This is a genomic window from Sphingomonas floccifaciens (genome assembly GCF_042681125.1).
In the GTDB taxonomy this organism is placed as follows: domain Bacteria; phylum Pseudomonadota; class Alphaproteobacteria; order Sphingomonadales; family Sphingomonadaceae; genus Sphingomonas; species Sphingomonas floccifaciens.
In genome coordinates, this window is sequence record NZ_JBHUFC010000003.1 from 775,843 (window position 1) to 795,486 (window position 19,644).

The 19,644-nt window shown below is 68.6% G+C and carries 13 protein-coding genes; 9 read left to right on the forward strand and 4 right to left on the reverse strand.

The window, feature by feature from the left end:
• Positions 1 to 13: 13 nt before the first annotated feature.
• Positions 14 to 3,085 carry a TonB-dependent receptor gene (locus tag ACFSC3_RS10715; RefSeq protein ID WP_380940392.1) on the reverse strand — a complete coding sequence of 1,024 codons (3,072 nt, stop codon included), beginning with the start codon at positions 3,083 to 3,085 and terminating at the stop codon, positions 14 to 16.
• Positions 3,086 to 3,254: 169 nt separating this feature from the next.
• On the opposite strand from ACFSC3_RS10715, the gene bglX reads away from it, so the two are divergent.
• Positions 3,255 to 5,612, forward strand: a complete 2,358-nt coding sequence (gene bglX / locus ACFSC3_RS10720) for a beta-glucosidase BglX (protein WP_380940393.1) — start codon at positions 3,255 to 3,257, stop codon at positions 5,610 to 5,612.
• Between the two features lie 409 nt (positions 5,613 to 6,021).
• Here the strand turns inward: bglX and ACFSC3_RS10725 are convergent, their stop codons facing one another.
• Positions 6,022 to 6,852, reverse strand: coding sequence for an endonuclease/exonuclease/phosphatase family protein (locus tag ACFSC3_RS10725; RefSeq protein ID WP_380940394.1), 831 nt, complete (start codon positions 6,850 to 6,852; stop codon positions 6,022 to 6,024).
• On the reverse strand, positions 6,849 to 7,412 hold the full coding sequence (locus tag ACFSC3_RS10730) for a helix-turn-helix domain-containing protein (protein WP_380940395.1): 564 nt from the start codon (positions 7,410 to 7,412) through the stop codon (positions 6,849 to 6,851). The genes ACFSC3_RS10725 and ACFSC3_RS10730 overlap by 4 nt, the downstream gene beginning before the upstream one ends.
• A gap of 87 nt (positions 7,413 to 7,499) precedes the next feature.
• On the opposite strand from ACFSC3_RS10730, the gene ACFSC3_RS10735 reads away from it, so the two are divergent.
• The gene (locus ACFSC3_RS10735) at positions 7,500 to 7,967 is read left to right on the forward strand and encodes a DUF6456 domain-containing protein (RefSeq protein WP_380940396.1); all 468 of its coding nucleotides are present in this window, start codon (positions 7,500 to 7,502) and stop codon (positions 7,965 to 7,967) included.
• On the opposite strand, the gene ACFSC3_RS10740 is transcribed toward ACFSC3_RS10735, so the two are convergent.
• Positions 7,952 to 10,444: a DUF2339 domain-containing protein gene (locus tag ACFSC3_RS10740; protein ID WP_380940397.1), complete on the reverse strand. Its 2,493-nt coding sequence runs from the start codon at positions 10,442 to 10,444 to the stop codon at positions 7,952 to 7,954. The genes ACFSC3_RS10735 and ACFSC3_RS10740 overlap by 16 nt on opposite strands.
• Positions 10,445 to 11,205: 761 nt before the next feature.
• Here ACFSC3_RS10740 and dapF point away from each other — a divergent pair.
• From dapF to ACFSC3_RS10775, 7 genes are all read left to right on the forward strand, one after another.
• Entirely contained in the window at positions 11,206 to 12,147 is a 942-nt protein-coding gene (gene dapF / locus ACFSC3_RS10745) for a diaminopimelate epimerase (protein WP_380940398.1), read from the forward strand.
• 563 nt (positions 12,148 to 12,710) lie between these two features.
• A complete protein-coding gene (locus ACFSC3_RS10750) occupies positions 12,711 to 14,570 on the forward strand; it encodes a baseplate hub domain-containing protein (RefSeq protein WP_380940399.1) in 1,860 nt (619 codons plus the stop codon).
• Positions 14,567 to 14,959: an NlpC/P60 family protein gene (locus ACFSC3_RS10755; protein WP_380940400.1), complete on the forward strand. Its 393-nt coding sequence runs from the start codon at positions 14,567 to 14,569 to the stop codon at positions 14,957 to 14,959. Before ACFSC3_RS10750 ends, ACFSC3_RS10755 begins: the two co-directional genes overlap by 4 nt.
• Complete coding sequence (locus ACFSC3_RS10760) at positions 14,947 to 17,076, forward strand: GTA baseplate fiber-binding domain-containing protein (protein WP_380940401.1); 2,130 nt, start codon at positions 14,947 to 14,949, stop codon at positions 17,074 to 17,076. Before ACFSC3_RS10755 ends, ACFSC3_RS10760 begins: the two co-directional genes overlap by 13 nt.
• A 19-nt stretch (positions 17,077 to 17,095) precedes the next feature.
• On the forward strand, positions 17,096 to 17,548 hold the full coding sequence (locus ACFSC3_RS10765; RefSeq protein WP_380940402.1) for a DUF2793 domain-containing protein: 453 nt from the start codon (positions 17,096 to 17,098) through the stop codon (positions 17,546 to 17,548).
• 107 nt (positions 17,549 to 17,655) lie between these two features.
• Entirely contained in the window at positions 17,656 to 18,804 is a 1,149-nt protein-coding gene (locus tag ACFSC3_RS10770; RefSeq protein ID WP_380940404.1) for an OmpA family protein, read from the forward strand.
• A gap of 139 nt (positions 18,805 to 18,943) precedes the next feature.
• Complete coding sequence (locus ACFSC3_RS10775) at positions 18,944 to 19,618, forward strand: hypothetical protein (RefSeq protein ID WP_380940405.1); 675 nt, start codon at positions 18,944 to 18,946, stop codon at positions 19,616 to 19,618.
• Positions 19,619 to 19,644: the final 26 nt, after the last annotated feature.

The following is a 19,644-nucleotide window of genomic DNA, read 5'->3' on the forward strand; positions in this document are numbered from 1 at the left end:
CAGGTGAGGAGGCTCAGAAATTGAAGCCGGTCGAAACCTTCACGGTCCGTGGCGGCCCGTCGATGTTCAGATTGTTGAAGTCACGCAGACCCGTGGCCGAGTTGAAGCCGTTGTAGTTGCGGTCGTTGAACAGGTTGATGACGTCGGCGCGGACCCAGATCTGCGCGTCGTCGCGCAGGAAGCCGAGGCCGATGTATTTGGTCAGCGACAGGTCCATCTGGCGGAAGCCCCAGCGATCGCCGTTGCCGGCCGCTTCGCGCGCGACGATCGTGCGGCTGCCCGGCGTCGTGGCGGTGCCGGCGACGTCGATGAACTGATGCAGCCAGACCGGCGACGAAATCTGGAACTTGCCCGCCAGCGTCATGCCGAACGGCAGATCGGCGCTGCCCGCCATCACGAAGCGATGCTTGCGCACCCCGGCCGACCGCAGCGTCGGATAATCGTCCAGGCTCGGGAAATCGAGGCTGAAGGTTTCGCCGAAGCTGCGGTTTTCGGTCGCCAGCGTAAAGGTGTAGGTGGCGTCGATGCTCCAGGGCGATTCCTGGGTGTAGCGCTTGACCAGCTTCAGATAGCCGCTGTCGAGGTTGGTATCGATGCCGTTATCGCCGATGAGGATCGAGCCGAACGGTGACGGCGCGAAGCCGAACGGCGAACCGATGCTGCCCGTCGGCGGGAAGAACGAACCATCGGTCCGCCGGTTGCCGAGCAGGAAGGCGAAGCCGTCGCGGCTGGCGACATGGCTGTAGCCGACTTCGGTCTCGAGCAGGTCGAACCGCCCGCGCAGGCCAAGGCTGAACTGGTCGGAATAGGGCATGCGCAGGTCGTTCTTGATGAACCGCAACTCGCGGCCCGCCCCGGCCGGCAGTCCGGCGATGAGCGCCGCGCGACCTTCCGGCGTCAGAAGCGCGGGCGTGTAGGCGATGCAGTTCGTAGCCGTCGTCGTGCACTGATCCGCAGTCGGCAGACCGCTGTTCAGGAAATTGAACGTGCGACCGGCGGCTTGGCCCTGCGCGAGTTCTTGTTGGATAAAGTCAAATTGGTTGCGGTCGTAGCTGCGGCCGTAGCCGCCGAAGACCGAGAAGCGGCCGGCTTCGTCGAGTTGGTAGGAGAAGCCCAGGCGCGGCTGGATGGCGCCCATGAACGCCTTCCGGTTGCTGCCGGTCGAGATATAGTCGGCGATATTGTAGTTCGCGCGCGTCAGGTTCGGATAGTTGGCGGCGCTGACCGCCGTCACCTGCGCCTCCGGCGTCACATAGTTCAGGAAGGCAGGCGTGCGTTCGTAATCCCAGCGCACGCCGAGGTTCAGCGTCAGCCGGTCGGTGACATCCCAGTCATCCTGCGCATAGATGCCGAACTGGAAGTTCTTCGACCGGATCGCCGCATCGGTGAACCCGCCCGCCAGCGCCTGGAACTGGAGCTGATAGGGCTGGGTCGTATTCAGCGCCGTCGCGCCGACCGGCGTAAAATAGCTGAACTGCGGGTTGAAGCCGTTGAGCTGGAGCGAATTGAGCGTCACCCACTTCGCCTTCGCACCGACCTTGATCGTATGCCCGGTCAGGCCGGTGTACGTAAAGTCGTCCGAGACCTGCCAGCCCTTCTGGCCCTTGTCCTGGAAGTTCCGCCCGCCGCCGGTCGACAGCACGTCGCCGCGCAGCAGCTGCGTCGGGTTGGCCGGGTTCTGGATCTGGATGTTGTAGAACAGGCGCGGGGCCTGGAGGAACGGGCTGGGGTTCCAGCTGACGTTCTCATAGGCGACCTTGGCGTCGTTGACCCACGTATCCTCGCTGTGCTGCCACCGCAGCGTCCCGCGCTTTTCCCGGACGCGGGCGATAGTGCGGGTTTCGAAGGCGTTGATGCCGCTGTTGAACTGTTCGCCATCTTCCGTGCGGTACTTGCCCGACAGTTCGAACAGGTCCTTCGCGGTCGGCGAGAAGTTCAGCTTGGCGAAGTACAGGTCCTCGTTGAACGTCTCGTTCGCCGAGCCGTAGAGACCGCGCAGATTGGTCGGAAGGAGATTGATCGCCGAGACGAGGTTCGACGGGAAGTTGATCTCGCGCGGCGTGGTGCGGCGCTTGCCTTCGTAGCTGCCGAAGAAGTGCAGCAGATCCTTGACGATCGGGCCGCCCAAAGCGCCGCCGAACTGGATGTCCTTCGTCCGCACCTTAGTGGCGCCGGCCGGGAAAAGCTCGATCGGCCGCGGATCGCGGAAATCCTGATTGGTATAGTCGACGAAGCCCTGGCCGTGGAATTCGTTGGTACCCGACTTGGTCGTCGCGGTGATCGCGACCGAGCTGACCTGGTCGAATTCGGCCTTATAGTTCGAGCTGATGACCTTGTACTCGCCGATCGCGAGCTGCGGGAAGGGGTTGCCCTGGGTCGAGTCCTGGCCGGTCACGCCGCCCTTGAGCACGTAATCCTTCTGGCTGATGCCGTCGATGAAGACGTTGATCGAGTTCGAATTCTGCGCACCGCCACGCAACCGCTGCTGGTCGCTGCCGTCGGTGATCAGCTGGACGCCCGGCGCCAGGTCGGCGAAGGCGAGGAAGTTGCGGTTGAGCTGCGGCAGCTGCTGGATCAGCCGCTGGGTGATGACGGTGCCGACTTCGCCGCCCTGCATCGTCTGGATGCGGCTGCCGGTCACGATGATGTCGCCATCGTCGCCGGTCGAGGTCGTCGCCTCGTTACCCGTCGTCGGCGCGTCGGTTGCTGCCGCTGCCGGGGTCAGGTCGAAGTCGAAGACCGCGCCCTGGCCGACGTTCAGCGTGAAATTGTCGGTCGAACGCGTGCCGGTCGGCGTCGTCACTTCGAGCCGGTAGCTGCCCGCGCGCAGCGCCGGGAAGTTGTAGCGGCCCTGCGCGTCGACCGGCGAGGTGCGGCGATAGCCGGTGTTGACCTCGATTGCGGTGATTTCGCTGGGCGCGCCGCCAGCGGGCGAAGTGATCGTGCCGCGCAGCGATGCGTTGTCGACCTGTGCCGCGGCCGGCGTCGCGACGGCGACTGCCGAGAGGGCGGTGCCCAGCAGAAGAGCGCCCGCCAGCGCCATACGCGAACGGCGGGCCGTGCCCGCAGTGATACCCTTAGCCATCAAATCAAATCCTCCCCTGTTCCTTGTTATCGGATTTGGAAACGGTTACATCGCCCCTAATCGATCCGCAGGCGTGCCGTCGTCAAGAGGCAATTTGGTCACAGTCGACCGCCTTTCGTATGGGTTGCGCGCGGATCATGGGAACCAAAACAGGATTTCAGGGAGAGCCATGTTGATCACCATCCGCCCCGCCGTTCGTCTGTCGGTCCGGACCCTAATGCTGAGCGCGAGCCTGATCGCCGGCGGGATCGCCGCACCACTGAGCGCGCGCGAGACGGCACGGCCGGGCAGCGCAGGCGCGCCCGTTGCGGCGCCGGTCGAGACGCCGGCGGGGCCGACACCTGCCGTGTGGGGCGATCGGCCGGAGATGCGCAGCTTCGTCGACAGGCTGATGGCGCAGATGACGCTGGCGGAGAAGATCGGCCAGCTGACGCTGCTGACCAGCGACTGGGTGTCGACGGGACCGACGCTGCGCGCGGGCTACAAGGAGGATATCGCGGCGGGCAAGGTCGGCGCGATCTTCAACGCGCACTCGGTCGCTTATACGCGCGAGCTCCAGAAGCTGGCGGTCGAGGGTACGCGCCTCAAGATCCCGCTGCTGTTCGGCTATGACGTGATCCACGGCCACCGCACGATGTTCCCGATTTCGCTCGGCGAGGCGGCGTCCTGGGATCTGGAGGCGATCGAGAAGAGCGCGCGCATCTCCGCGATCGAAGGTGCTGCGGAAGGGCTGCACTGGACCTATGCGCCGATGGTCGACATCAGCCGCGACCCGCGCTGGGGGCGTGTCTCCGAGGGCGCGGGCGAGGACACCTATCTGGGCAGTCGCATCGCCGAGGCGCGGGTGAAGGGTTTCCAGGGCAAGAGGATCGGCGACACCGATTCCCTGCTCGCCACCGTCAAGCATTTCGCCGCCTATGGCGCGCCGCAGGCGGGGCGCGATTATTCGACGGTCGATATGTCGATGCGCGAACTGCGCGAAGTCTATCTGCCGCCGTACAAGGCCGCCGTCGATGCGGGTGCGGCGACCGTGATGACCAGCTTCAACGAACTCGACGGCGTGCCGGCATCGGGCAGCAGCTTCCTGCTGACCGACGTGCTGCGCAAGGAATGGGGCTTCAAGGGCTTCGTCGTCACCGATTACACGTCGATCAACGAGATGATCCCGCACGGCTTCTCGAAGGACGAGAAACAGGCCGGCGAACAGGCGATCAACGCCGGGGTCGACATGGACATGCAGGGGGCGGTGTACCTCAACCACCTCGCCAAGTCGGTCGCGGAAGGAAAGGTCAGTCAGCAGACGATCGACGACGCCGTGCGGCGGGTGCTGGAGATGAAGTACCGGCTGGGCCTCTTCCAGGACCCGTACCGGTTCAGCGACGCAAAGCGCGAAAAGGCCAATGTGATGACGCCGGCGTTCCTGGAGGCCGCGCGTGACGTCGCGCGCAAGTCGATGGTGCTGCTGAAGAACCAGAACGACGTGCTGCCGCTCGCAGCCTCGGCCAAACGCATCGCGCTGATCGGGCCGCTGGCGGACAGCAAGGCCGACATGATCGGCAGCTGGGCCGGGCAGGGCAGCCGCACGCGGCCGATTTCGCTGCTGGAGGGCATTCGTGCGCGTGCGGCCAAGGGCGTGACGGTGAATTATGCCAAGGGCGCCAGCTATCAGTTTGCGGACGCGGGCAAGACCGATGGTTTCGCCGAGGCGATGGCGGCCGCCAAGGACGCCGACGTGATCGTCGCGGCGATGGGCGAATATTGGGACATGACCGGCGAGGCGGCGAGCCGCACCGACCTGAACCTGCCGGGCAATCAGGAGGCCTTGCTCAAGGAGCTGAAGACCTTGGGCAAGCCGATCGTGCTGGTGCTGCTGTCCGGACGGCCGAACACGATCCCGTGGGCGGCGGACAACGTCGATGCGATCCTGGAGGCCTGGTATCCCGGCACGATGGCCGGGACCGCGGTCGCCGACGTGCTGTTCGGCGATTACAACCCGAGCGGCAAACTGCCGATGACCTTCCCGCGCTCGGTCGGGCAGGTGCCGATCTTCTATTCGATGAAGAATACCGGGCGGCCCTATACGGCTGAAAAGCAGGGGCAGAAATATCTGTCGCGCTATCTCGATTCGTCGAACAGCCCGCAATGGCCGTTCGGGCATGGGCTGAGCTACACCCGCTTCACCTATTCGACGGTCACGATCGACAAGACGGTGATCCGGCCGGGCGAAGCGCTGACCGCGACCGTCACGCTGACGAACAGCGGCAAGCGCGCAGGCACGGAGATCGTGCAGCTTTACACGCGCGATCTGGTCGGATCGGTGACGCGGCCGGTGAAGGAGCTGAAAGGCTTCCAGAAGATCGCGCTGAAGCCGGGCGAGAGCCGCCGGGTGACGTTCAGGGTGAGCGACAAGGATCTGGCCTTCTACCGGCAGGACATGAGCTGGGGCGCGGAGCCGGGTGAGTTCGAGCTGTTCGTGGGTGGGACGTCGGACTTGCCGGTGGGGGTGAAGTTCTCGCTGGCGGAGTGAGGGGGGCGGCCACTCGCTTCCACCGTCATTCCCGCCTTCCACGGTCATCCCCGCCTTTCCACGTCATCCCGGCCTTTCCATCGTCATCCCCGCGGAGGCGGGGATCAATTCTGGCTGAACGACGTGAGACTCACAGTGTTCAGCGACTATTGATCCCCGCCTTCGCGGGGATGACGGTGGGGGGGGCGGGTTCCTTCCCGAACCGCACGTCCGCGAGACTTGCATGTCGATCGGCCTTAGGCGCCTGGCTGTGCGAGAGCACGGTGACGGTTGCGGAGATCCAGTTTGTCCTCCCCTGCAAGGGGAGGTGGCGCGGCACGCGCGACGGAGGGGTGTCACCCTATCCGGATACCGGGACACCCCTCCGTCAGCCCTGCGGGCTGCCACCTCCCCTTACAGGGGAGGATCGTCATTTTTTCCCGAACCGCAAATCCGCCACCACCGGGAAGTGATCGGACGCCCACACCGCGCCCCGGTGATCGGTCAGCGTCGCCGCCTTTCGCACGGTGAAGCCCGTCGTCAGGATCCAGTCGATCCGGCGATCCGGAATGCCCTTGAAGCCGTGGAAGGTCTTGTCCGGTCCGCCACGGCGTCCGGCCGCAAGCCACGCGTCGGTAAGGCGGCTGCTTAGCACGGCATGGGTGGCGCTGTCGGGGGTGGTGTTGAAATCGCCGGTCAGGATCGTCGGCAGCATCGCGCCGGGGAGGGTGTCGAGCTTTGCCAGAATCAGCCGTGCCCCTTTCTCGCGCGCGGCTTCGTCCTCGGCGCGGTAGGGGAGGTGGGTGTTGAGCAGGCGGAATCGGCGCTTGTCCTTCGCGCGCTCGAACACGCCCCATGTCACCATCCGCGGATAGGGGTGGCCCCAGCTGATCGAGCCGGGCGCGTCGGGCGTGTCGGACAGCCAGAACTGGCCTTGTTCGATCAGGCGCAGGCGGCGGGTGTCGTACAGGATGCCCATATGCTCGTCGGCGTGGTCGCCGCGGCGGTCGATGCCGAACCAGCGATAGCCGGGCAGGCGCCGGACCAGATCGTCGCCCTGGCGTTGGTGCAGTTCCTGCGTGCCGACGACGGCGGGGCGGGTGCGGGCGATGGTGCGGGCGGCGAGATCGCGGCGGGCCTCCCAGCGATTGACGCCGTCGCTCTCCACGGGGACGCGGACGTTGAAGGTCATCACGCGGAGCGGCTGCGCGGCGGCGGGGGTGGCGACGGCCAGCAGCGCGAGGAGCAGCGCGCGCTTCACAGTTTTCGCACCAGCGTGACCGCGGCGGCGATCCAGGGCGGGTCGCTGACGACCTGCTGCCGCGCGCCGCTGCCCAGCGGCAGCAGGTGGAGCTTGCCGCCGTCGCGACCGATCAGCCGGGCGAAGAGGAAGCGCCCGGCGGGGCGGGGGACGAGCACGTCGCGGTTGAGTGCGCGGGCGAAGGCCTCGGGAGCCAGCCGGTCGCACCAGATTTCGTCGCCGCTGCGATAGTCGCCGACGCCGCCGGTGACGCGGACCGCGACCATCGTGCCCGCCGGGGTCGGCGCGGCGACGGTCGCGGGTTTCCGGGGCGCGGTGGCGCCGTCGGGGCCGAGCAGCGCGGCGACCGCGACATCCGGGCGATCGGGCAGGGTGACGAGATCGCTGGCCGTGACGCCGAGCGCGGCGGCGATGCGGTTGAGCCAGGCGACCGAGACGGTTCGCGTCCCGGTTTCCAGCCGGCCGATCGTCTGCGCGGTGGTCGGCGGCACGCACGCGCGCGCGACGTCGTCGAGCGTCATCCCCTTGGCGCGGCGGACTTCGCGAATGGCGGTGATCATAGGCCCCTCCCTAACCGATATGGTGAAAACACTTTCCTACAAACATGCCGCTGTGGCAAGCCTATTTCGAATCGAATGGAGGCGGGCATGCGGGAACTGGTGGAGCGGCGGTTCGAGGACGGGCGGGTGTGCGAGGGGGCGGCGGCGCGGGGCGGGCGGAGCGTGACGGTCAACCTGCGCGAGTCGCCGCTCGCGTGGCTTCATGCGCGGGGCCATGTCGATGCGCGGCAATATGAGGCGGGGGAGCGGCTGCGCGCGGACTTCGAAACCGCGTCGCTGGGGCCGCGGGTGACGATGCGCTGGGATGCGAGCCCGCGCGGCTGCGGAGGCGGCGAGACGCTTGACCCGACGCTGGCGCAGGTTGCGGCCAAGCGGCGGTTCGATGGGGGGCTGGCGACGGTCGGGCCGGGGCTGGGCGACGTGCTGTGGCTCGTGGTCTGCGCGGGTGAGGGGCTGGCGATGGCGGAGAAGGGGCTGGGCTGGCCGGCGCGGGCGGGCAAGCTGGTGCTGGGCCTGGCGCTCGACCGGCTGGCGGATCACTATGGGCTGGGGTGAGGCCGGGCGATGACGCGGGCATAGGTCCAGCCGATGCCGATAAGCGCGAGGCCGAGGCCGAGGAAGGAGAGGATGCGCAGCAGCCCGCCCAAGGCTGCGACGTCGATCAGGAAGACCTTGACGGTGACGGTGGTGAGCAGCGCGAGGGCGGCGAGGCGGGTGGTACGGTCGCCGGTGGCGAGGCCCCGCCACAGCCAGACGATGGCCAGCGCAAGGAGGGCGGCGGAATAGAGCCACGTCTCGCCGCTGCCGAGCGGGCCGGTCAGGATGCTGCCGTGGGTCGCCTGGCGGACGGCGGCGAGGGTCGCGACGAGGGTGAGGGCGAGTGCTGCCTTGCGCCACCGCACCGCCTCCGCCGCGAGCGCCAGCAGGGCGGGCAGCAGGACGGCGGTGTTGAGGACCGGAATGCTGCCGACCCGCTGCGCCAGGGTCAGCGGGCTGTGGACCAGCAGGTCGAACCACACCGCGCGGGCGATGGCGAGGGCGACGAGCGCGGCGCCGGTGCGTACGAGCCTGGTGAAGCGGACCAGCGCCACGCCGGCGGCGGCGAGGAGGAGCGTGATCGCGGCGCGCTCGTGGAAGCCCCAGTCGCGGAACCGCGCGTCGTCGGCGATGGCGAGGGGCTGCTTGGCGAGGCTGTAGAGGACGAGCGTCGCGACGATCGCCAGCGCTGCGGCGACACGCGGGCGGTGGGGCGCGTAGGTGCGGGGGAAGGCGAACAAGGCGGCGCCGACCAATGCGGGAATCGCGGCGGCGGTGGCGATATCGCCGAGCGGGGGGATGAGCGGGTAGGTCAGCGGCGTGCCGATGACGCTGAACCCGATCAGCATCGCCCATTCGCCGAGCGTGCGGAAAGCGAGCAGCGCGATTGCGGCCAGCGCTATGGTCGGCAGGCGCGCGAGATCGCGGTCGGGGATGCGGTTTCCCCACCAGCCGAGCGCCGCGAGGACGATGGCGACGGCGGTCGGCGCATGATCGAGGCCGACGATGGTGGCGAGGCCGGTCGCGGCGAGGACGGCGGCGAGCGCGGTCCCACCGACGAGGCCGGGATCGCGCTGGTCGATCAGGGCGCGGTGGCGCCAGGCGAGCGCACCGGCGGCGGAGGCGAGCAGGAGTTCGACGAGCGTCCATCCGGCCTTGGGAAGCAGGTCGGGCGCGATGGCGTGGCTGGCGAGCACGGGCGCGCCCAATCCCAGGATCGCGACCCAGGCCCAGGCGCGCGCGCGTCGCGACCAAGCGAGACCGCTGCCGCCGAACAGCGCGGTCGCGACGATGGCGGCGATCGGCGTGGCGGCGCGTTCGGGCGCGGAAAGGCCGGCGGCGATCAGGACGGCGACGAGCGCAGCGGCGACGATCGCCGCGGGGGCCAGCGTCGGATCGCGGCGGGCGAGGATGACCGCGGCGGCGGCGAGGATCAGGTGGAAACTCCACGCGATCGCATCGAAATCGAGCGCGGGCGCCAGCACGATCAGCTGGACCAGCCCGATGACGAGGGGGAGCATGCGGAGCCACGCGGCGGCGACGCCTGTGCGCGGCAGGGCAAGCGTGCCGGCGATGGCCAGCGCGACGACGAAGGCGGCGACCCCGGCGGTGTCGGCACCGGAGAGCAGGACGACGATCAGATTGGCCCAGGCGAATCCCGCACCGACCGCGGCGAATGCCAGCCACGCCCAGCCGCGCCAGGCGGCCAATGCGAACAGCGCGGCGATGAAGACCGCGAGATAGGCGAGCAGCGCCCCCAACTGCCCCGCGCCCACACCGGCGACGAGCGGCGCGGCGAATCCGCCGATCAGCGCCATGACCGCGGTCGGCGGCCCTTGCCGGAGCGACAGGGCGAGCGCCAGCGTAGTGACCAAGACGGTCAGGGCGAAGCCCGCGCCCGCCCCGACCAGGGCATATTGCGCGACGGCGATGTACAGCGTGCCATAGGCGCTGGCGATCCCCGCGCCGGTCAGCGCCTGGCCGACGCGCGCGTCGTCGCGCAGGCCGGGCAGGCGTCCGGCAAGCTCGCCGCCCGCGACCAGCAGGATCGAAAAGAGCGCGGCCAGCGCGACGCGGACGGCGGGGCCGAGCAGCCCGCTGTCGATCGAATAGCGGACGAGGAAAAAGCCGGCGACGACCAGCGCCGCGCCGCCGACCCAGATCGGCAGGCGTGCGCCGACGATCGATTCAAAGGTCGGGCGATCCGGGATTGGCAGAGCGGGATCGGGGAGCCATTCGGCCGGCGGCGGCCCGGCCGGCGGCGGCTCGGCCGGCGTTGGTTCGCTGAGCGGTGTCGGCGTTCGCACGAAGGCCGCGACGTCGGCGGCATATTCGGCGCGGAGTGGCGGCTGTTCGGGGGCGCGCGCCGGTTCGACGTGGGCGCGTTCGAGGCGGGCGCGCAGGTCGGCCACCTCCGCCTCCAGCCGCCGCAGTCGCTGCCAGCCGGCGGCGAGCGCGACGAGGACGGCGATGACGAGGAGGAGCGAAGCTTCCACGGGGGGGACAGTAGAGGGATCAGAGGTGGGCGTCACGCGGGAATGGGGTGGAAGCGCTCTCGATTTTCACCGACAGGTGAAAGCGGCGCAGGGATGTTGCCCGATCCGGATGGCTAGGGTCCAAACCCAATCAGGACGGGGTCGTGACGGAGCCGATTTTGGTTTAGGGCAAGAAGCGAGGAGCGGAGCGATGCTATTGCATCGTGACCGGCGAGCGACGCCGCCCTGGGGCAAAATCGGCCCGCGGCGGAGCCGTCGCTCAAAGGAAGGCGCTGGACGGCGTCGCTTGCTTGCAGGTAGCGTCGCTACCTGCTGCGCTGTGCTCCTTGCCAGCGCCTTCCTTTGAGCGATCACGATCCCCGTCCTGATTGGGTTTGGACCCTAGGGTCGGTTTCGATCAGCTTTGTTCAACCGTTCGTGCTGAGCGAAGTCGAAGCACCTTGCGGCGATCTGCCCTTCGACTTCGCTCAGGGCGAACGGTGGTGAACAAAGCTGATCGCTCCCGGCTCTGGAGTCGGATTCAACGGGGTTGATGCATAGCCGTGCTCCGGCGAAGGCCGGAGCGTTGGCGGGCGATAGGTCTTCGACTGCCAAGACTCCGGCCCGCGCCGGAGCACCGGTTGATTCAAACCAACAGTATTACACCTAAGCAGCCCCCGTCAGAGCCGCGGCCTGCCAGCTCCCCTTGCGGGAGAGGATTGGATTTGGTGCCGAAAGGGTTCAACGGGTGGCCGCACCTGTCTAGCACGTGAGAACCGTCGATGCGTATCGCCTTCACCAAATGCCACGGGAGCGGCAATGATTTCCCGCTGATCGACGCGCGCGAAATGGCGCTGTCGGATACGCAATGGGCGGCGGTCGCGCGAGTTCTGGCGGATCGGGACGGACCTGTCGGGGGCGATGGTATCCTGTTGCTGACGGCGGGGGATGGCGACGCGCAGTTCGGGATGCGGATGTTCAATTCGGACGGGAGCGAGGCGGAGACGTGCCTGAACGGCCTGCGCTGTACCGCGCGCGCTGGGTTCGAGGCGATGGGGCTGGAGGCGGCGCGGGTGCGGTTGAAGGTGTCGCGGGCCGAGGTCGCGCATGTCGCCGATATCCTGCCCGGGGTATATGGCGTGGAAACGCGGGCCGGACCGGCGTCGACCGACCCGCAGGCGGTCGGCATCCGGATCGACGGGCCGGCGATCGATGCGGTCATCCCCGGCCTGCCGAGCGCACGCGCGTTCACTGGCGTCGCGATGCCCAACCCGCATCTGGTGACGTTCGTCGAGCGGGTCGACGAAGCCGAACTGGTTGCGCTGGGCGAATGGTGCGAGGCGCGGCCGGAACTGCTGGTCGACCGGGCGAACGTGTCCTTCGTCGAGGTGCGCGGCGGCGACCTGTTCGTGCGAACGCATGAACGCGGCGTCGGGCTGACCGATGCGTGCGGGAGCGCGATGGCGGCGTCGACCTTTGCCGCCGGGCTGACCGGGCGGGTGGCGTTCGGAACCTGGACGACGGCGTTCAATCCGGGCGGCCGCGTGCGGGCGCGTGCCGAGGCGCCGGCGGACGGGGCAGTGGTCACGATCCAGGGGAATGCGACGTTCGAATGGGACGGCGTGATCGAGGTCGACCTGGCGGCGGAAACGGCGTCGTGGTTGGAGGTCGTGCGGCGGCGGGATGATGAGGTGGCGGCCTGGGCGCGGGTGGTGGCTGGGTAGATCCTCGCCGCCTGCGAAGCCTTTGCGGAAGACCCTGCTTATGGCCAACTACCCGTGTTCCCGCGCAGGCGGGAACCCAGGGTCAAGCAATACGACGGGTTGCGGTGTTTGTGGCCCTGGGCTCCCGCCTGCGCGGGAGCACTGAGGGGACTGTTGTGGATGTTTGCTTCGCACGGCGGTGTTGAGCGAGTTGTCCAAGCGCCGCCCTTTTCGGCCTGCCCCCTCCACCACCGCTGCGCGGCGGTCCCCCTCCCCGTGCGGGGGAGGATTTAAGAATAACCTATTTGGCACTTTCTGCTTGACATCGTCACGCTCATCTGGCACATAACAGGAACGCTGAAGAATTGCGGGTCGGGGCGGAGGGGCCTGTCGACGCGCAGGCGAACGGGCTGGCGCAGTTTAGGCTGCGGCCGGCCCGTTCGCGTTTTGGGGAATGGGGCATGACCGATACGATCCGGCGCAGCAACACGGGCACCCGTGAAACGCGCGACGCGGCAAGAAACCGATGCGGCGATCCTGAAGCAGCTTGATGCGCTCCGCCGTCGTATCCAGGCGGAGCAGGCGTGAGCGACCCCATCGATCCGCTCACCCAACTGATCGGCAGGACGCCGGAGGAACAGGCGTGGATCCTGTCCCGGATGACCATGCCGGAAAAGCGCGAACTGCGGGAGCGCTGGTTCGATGCCCATGCCCTCGGCGGCCAGAAATGGCCCGAACACGACTGGCGCATCTGGCTGATCCTGGCCGGGCGCGGCTTCGGCAAGACCCGCGCGGGATCGGAATGGCTGAGCGAGATGGCGCGGCGGATGCCCGACGGCAGGTTCGCGCTGGTCGGCGGGACGGCGGACGACGTGCGTCGCGTCATGATCGAAGGCGCCGCCGGGCTGCTCGCCGTCGGGCGGGACGACGAAGCGATCGTCTGGCGTCGCGATCGCGGCGAGATCGAATTCGCGTCCGGAGCCAAGGCTTTCGTCTATTCGGCCGGGGCGCCCGAGAGCCTGCGCGGGCCTGAGCATCATCTGGCGTGGTGCGATGAGCTTGCGAAGTGGCGGCACGGTGCGGCCAAGGTGGCGTGGGATAATCTGCAGATGGGCCTGAGGCTGGGGGAGCGGCCGCGGGTGCTGGTGACGACGACGCCACGGCCGGGCGGCCTGCTGCGCGCGATCGAGCGCGAGGCGGGGGCGTCGGGCAGCGTGATGCGGGGGCGGACGCGGGACAATCCCCATCTGCCGCAGAGCTTCGTCGCGGCGATGCTGGGCGAATATGGCGGCACGCGGCTGGGACGGCAGGAGCTGGACGGCGAACTGATCGACGATGTGCCAGGCGCGCTGTGGACGCGGGCGCGGCTGGAAACTTGCCGGGTGAAGCGGCGGCGGTCGCGCATCGTCCGCGTGGTCGTGGGGGTCGATCCGCCGGCGGGGGCGGACGGCGATGCGTGCGGGATCGTCGCGGTGGCGCTGGGCGCCGACGACATCGGCTATGTCCTGGAGGATGCGAGCGTGGCGGGTGCCACGCCCGAAGGCTGGGCGCGGGCGGTCGCAGCGTGCGTGGCGCGGCACAAGGCCGACCGGGTGGTGGCGGAGAAGAACCAGGGCGGCGACATGGTGAAGAGCGTGCTGCTCGCCGCCGACGCGCGGCTGCCGCTGAAACTGGTCCACGCCAGCCGCGGCAAGGTGGCGCGGGCGGAGCCGGTGACCGCGCACGACCGCGACCTGACGATCGACGGCAGCGTCTATCGCGCCGCGCCGGGCATGACGCCGTCCGCGATCCGGCGGCGCGATCCGATGGAGGCCGACACGATGGATGTGGCGGGCGCGCTGTCGAGTGCGGCGATCCGCGAGGCGGACCTGATCGGCGGGCGGTGGGACGGCGCGCGGGTCGCAATCTTCGCGGTCGACTGGACGGCGCCGGACAACCGCATCGCGCTCGGGACGGGAACGCTGGGCGCGATCGAAACGGCGGACGGCGCCTTTACCGCGGAGTTGCGCGGCAGCGGTGCGGCGTTCGATGCGCCGGCGTGCGAGACGACCTCGCCCGAATGCCGCGCCGAACTGGGCGACCGGCGGTGTCGGGTATCGATGGCGGGGCGAAGGACGATCGCGCGTGTGACCGCGGTCGACGACGATGTACTGACGCTCGATCACGCCCCGCCTGTTGCCGGGGCGTGGGACGGCGGGCGGTTGCGCTGGCTCGACGGCGCGAACGCCGGGATCGAGGAGGTCGTCGCGAACGTCGAACAGGCGCGCGTGCGGCTGAGCGGAACGCCGCGCTTCGAAGTGGCGGTCGGCGATCGCTGCGTGGTGATCGAGGGGTGCGACAAGAGCCTCGCGACCTGTGCCGAGCGGTTCGGCAACGCAGCGAACTTTCGGGGCGAACCGTTCCTGCCGGGGATCGACCTGCTGACCCGGTATCCGCCGGCATGACCGGGGCGGAGATTGCGGTGCGGGCGCGCGGAGCGGTGGGGACGCCGTTCCGGCTGCACGGACGCGGGCCGGACGGGCTCGACTGCGTCGGGCTGGTCGGGCTGGCGTACGGGGTGGCGGTGCCGACCGGATATCGGTTGCGGAGCGGGTCGGCTTCGCTGGTCGCGGCGGTGGCCGCCGCGGCGGGGTTGCGGGCTGTCGCGGACGGGGCGGTCGGCGACCTGATCGTGATGGCGAGCGCGCCGGGGCAGCTGCACCTGGCGATCGATGTGGGGGACGGCTTCGTCCACGCCGACGCTGGCCTGCGTCGCGTGGTCGAGCGGCCGGGCGCGCCGCCGTGGCCGGTGCTCGCGCGGTGGCGGCGGGAGGAGGGCACATGGCGACGATAATCTTGACGGCGGCCGGGACCGCGGTCGGCGGGCCGATCGGCGGAGCGGTGGGGGCGATCGTCGGGCAGGCGATCGACCAACGGCTGTTTCGGGAGAAGGGCCGCGACGGTCCCCGGCTGACCGACCTGGCGGTGCAGACATCGTCCTACGGCACGCCGATCCCGCAGCTGTTCGGGACGATGCGCGTGGCGGGGACGGTGATCTGGTCGACCGACCTGATCGAGCATGCGGCGCAGGACGGCGGCGGCAAGGGGCGGAGCGGGGGCACGCGCTACAGCTCCTCCGCGTCGTTCGCGGTGCTGCTGTCGGCGCGGGCGATCCGGTCGGTCGGGCGGATCTGGGCCGATGGGCGGCTGCTGCGCGGGGCGGCGGGTGACCTGAAGGTGCCGGTGCGGATGCGACTGTACCTGGGCGATGAGGACCAGGCGGTCGATCCGCTGATCGCTTCTGCCATCGGCCTCGACCGGGCGCCTGCGTGCCGGGGACAGGCCTATGCGGTGTTCGAGGACCTGGGGCTGGGCGACTTCGGCAACCGTATCCCCTCGCTCACCTTTGAGGTGACGGCGGACGCGGACGACGTCGATTGCGCGGAGGTCGTGCGGGCGATGTCGGGCCAGCGCGCGACCGGCGAGAGCGGGACGCGGCTGGCGGGTTATTCGGGCTATGGTGAGAGCGTGCGCGGGCCGCTGGCGGCGTTGCTTCAGGTCGGTGGAGCATGGCTGCGCGAGGGGGCGGACGGGCTGACCGTGCGCGCGGGGGCGGGGGCGTCGGTGGCGATCGCCGACGTCGGCGCCGGCCGGGGCGGACGGGGCGTGCGCGCGGTGGCGGCAGCCGATACCGCGCCGCGGGCGGTGACGCTGCAGCACCACGATCCGGCGCGCGACTATCAGGTCGGACTGCAGCGGGTGCGCCGGGCAGGCAGCGGTGCGCGGGAACTGGCGATCGAGTTGCCGGCGGCGGTGGATGCGGGCACCGCCAAGGGCCTGGCCGCCGCAGCGCTCGCCCGTATCGATGCCGAGCGCGAGCGCCGGACGGTCGCGCTCGACTGGCGTGCGCTGGGGCTGGTGCCGGGGGATCGGGTGACGATCATCGGCGAACCCGGCTTGTGGCGGGTCGTCGAGATGGCGGTCGAACATATGGTCGTGACGGTGGAACTGGTGCGTGTGCGGCGCGCGCCCGTGGCGGTTCCGGCGACGTCCGGCGCGGTGCTGGCGGCGTCCGATGCGATCGTCGGGGCGACCGTGCTGGAGGTGGTCGAGATGCTGCCGGCGGACGGGACGATCCTGACAGCGCCACGGTTGACCGTGGCCGCGGCGGGGCGTGGGCCGGGATGGCGGCAGGCGGCGTTGCAGATCAGCCTGGACGGAGGTGTGACCTGGGAAGCACGCGGCACGACGGCCGGGCCGGCGGTACTCGGGCGGGTCGTCGGAATCGCTGGCGGGCCGGGGTCTGCGACATTGGTCGACCGGCGGACGGTGATCGAGGTCGACCTGCTCCACGACGCGATGCTGCTGGCGGAGGCCGACGCCGCCGCGCTGGATGCGGATGCGAACCTGGCGATGGTCGGCGCGGAGATCATCCAGTTCGGATCGGCCGAGCGGATCGGCCCAAGGCGCTGGCGGCTGCGCGACCTGTGGCGCGGACGACTGGGCACCGAATGGGCGATCGACAGCGGCGGTGTGGGACAGCGTTTCGTCCTGCTCGACGCCGCGACATCGACGCGGATCGACTTACCCTCCGGTGTGATCGGGCGCGAGGTGCGCGTGATGGCGAGTGGCGTCGGCGATGGCGATACGCCCGCGATCGCAAGCATCGTCGTCGATGGTGCTTCGGTCGCGCCGCCGACGCCCGTTCATCTGACCGTTCGCCGTGCGGCCGATGGCAGCCGTCAGGCGTCGTGGGTGCGACGCAGCCGGGCCGGATGGGTGTGGGGCGAAGGCATCGATACGCCGCTGGCCGAGGAACGCGAAACCTATGCCGTCGCCTTCGAGGGAAGCGGGGCGGGTGAGGCGCTGACGACGGAAACCGGGATCGTCATTCCGACCGGCGCGACGGCTGTGTCGGTGCGCCAGGCGGGAACGACCGCGCGGTCACGACCCGTACGGCTGGCCTTGTGACGAAGGAAAGGGAGCGAGGATGAACGAGACCACACCGCGGCTGGGCATGCCGTTGCTGGCGCCGGGGCAGGCGCAGAAGGACCTGACGCACAACGAGGCGCTGGCGCTAATCGACCTGATGACCCAGCCCACGGTCGTCGCGATCGGTCGATCCGATCCGCCGGGCGCGCCGTCGCTCGGCGATTGTTGGGTCGTCGGCGCGGCTGCTACCGGCGCGTGGGCGGGACGAGAGAATGCGATCGCCGGGTGGACCGCGGGGGGCTGGCGGTTCTGTGCGCCGCGCGATGGCTTCGTGGTCCATGTCGCGGCGACCGGACAGCGTGCCATGTTTTTATCCGGAGCATGGCGGAACGACCTTGCGCCGGCGGCCATCACCGACCCGTCCGGAGGCAATGTCATTGATGTACAAGCGAGAACTGCGATCGACCAGCTGCTCGCCGCGCTTCGTGGGCTGCACTTGATCCCGCAATAAATGTGACGTTTAAGCAACATTCCCCGGTTTTTGTCGACTTGCACCGCAACCATCGCCGGTTTAGTGAGTTTGCGCTGTCCGTAGTGACAACCAAGAAAGGGGAACTTATGCGGAAGCTTGCCGTCATGATGGCGCTTGCATCTACCGCGCTGGCCACTCCCGCCTTCGCCCGCGATGATTCGTGGTACGTTGGCGTCGAGGGCGGTGCGATGATCGTCGAAGACATCGACTTCGACATCCGAACCGCAGCTGGCGTAACCACCGCCAACGCCGCGACCGTCGATCACAAATATGGCTGGGACGTCGATGGCGTCATCGGTTACGACTTCGGCATGTTCCGTGCTGAAGCCGAGGTCGGCTATCGTCAGGCGAACGTCGATGGCTATCGTTCGAGCGTGACCACGCCGGTCTATGGCACCACCGGTGCTCTGGGCAGCATCGGCGCTAACAATTTCGACTATGCTGGTGGCCGTACGTCGGCGCTGAGCTTCATGGTCAACGGCCTGCTCGACTTCGGTGACGATGACGGCGTGCAGGGCTTCGTTGGCGGTGGTGTCGGTGTCGCTCGTGTGAAGGCGGATAACTATTCGCTGAACCGCCGCGGTGCGTTCCTCGACGATTCCGACACGGTCTTCGCATGGCAGGCTCTGGCCGGCGTGCGTGCACCGCTCGGCGATCACCTGGACGCGACGCTGAAGTATCGCTTCTTCAACGCCGACGACGTTCGTCTGGTCGACGTGACCGGCCGTACGTTCGACGGTCGTTACCGTTCGCACAGCCTGATGGGTGGCCTGACCTACAACTTCGGTGGTGCGGAACCGGCTCCGCCGCCCCCGCCGCCGCCGCCGCCCCCGCCGCCGCCGCCTCCTCCGCCCCCGCCGCCGCCGCCGCCTCCGGCAGTGACGTGCACGCCTGGGCCGTACATCGTGTTCTTCGAGTGGGATCGCTCGGACATCACGCCGGAAGCGTCGGGCATTCTGGACAACGCCGTGTCGGCGTACCAGAACTGCGGTAACGCGCAGGTCATGCTGGCTGGCCACGCCGACCGTTCGGGTTCGGCGAGCTACAACGTCGGCCTGTCGCAGCGTCGCGCGGACTCGGTCCGTTCGTACCTGACCGGCCGCGGTATCAGCGACGGTGTGATCTCGTCGGAAGCGTTCGGCGAAAGCCGTCCGCGCGTCGAGACTGCCGATGGCGTCCGCGAGCTCCAGAACCGCCGCGTGGAAATCACCTACGGGCCTGGCTCGGGGATGTAATCCACTGGCCCGGTTCTCGGGTTAAGACAGAAGGGGAGGTCGGAGCGATCCGGCCTCCCTTTTTGTTTGTCGATCGGTGCAGTGGCGCTGAGAGATCGGTCGGTCTTGCCGCTGATCCTCTGGCTGTTAGGTTCTGGTCATGACAGCCGGTTTTGCTTCGATTGTCGCAGCTTTCCTGTCGAGCGGTGTGCCGGGCGCGAGTTCGTGCGACACGACAGGTCACGAACAATCCTCGTTCTCAAGGCTCCGCCGGACAGCGATCGTGTCGTGCGATTACGACGAGCGGCAGCTTTTCCGGCGTTTCGTGTCCCTGCTCGCACTTCCTGAAAAGGCCTTGAGCATCGATGCCGTCGAGCAACGTCTTTCCATCCCGCGACTTGCCGCGTCCTACGATGATCCTCGCTCAGCGCGCTACACCGCATCCATGAACGGCACCGATGGGGGATGGCAGGCCACGATTACCTTCACGGAGCAATTCTTTCCGCTGGATGCGTGGCGTCGACCGCGCTTCCGGGCGGGTTTGCGCCCGAGGTTGATCGACCCGAAGACCCGTGGCGAAATCACGGTCGATCTGACGATGATGCCGACGAAGCCGTTGAACAGCCCCTGCTCGCTGGCAATGGACGCTGTTGTCGGCGCTGGCCGCCGCTACGGCTGGCGTTCCGAAACGGTCATCGTCGTTCCGACGCATGGCATGTCGAGCCCGCGCACGATCCTGCGTCGCGGACGGTCAAACGTGTCGATCGATGTCGGCCAACGCGACTGCGTGACCGGGCTCGTGTTGGGACGCGTAGCGGATGGCGGCGCAAATTGACGTGACACCCCGGACGGTTCCGTACG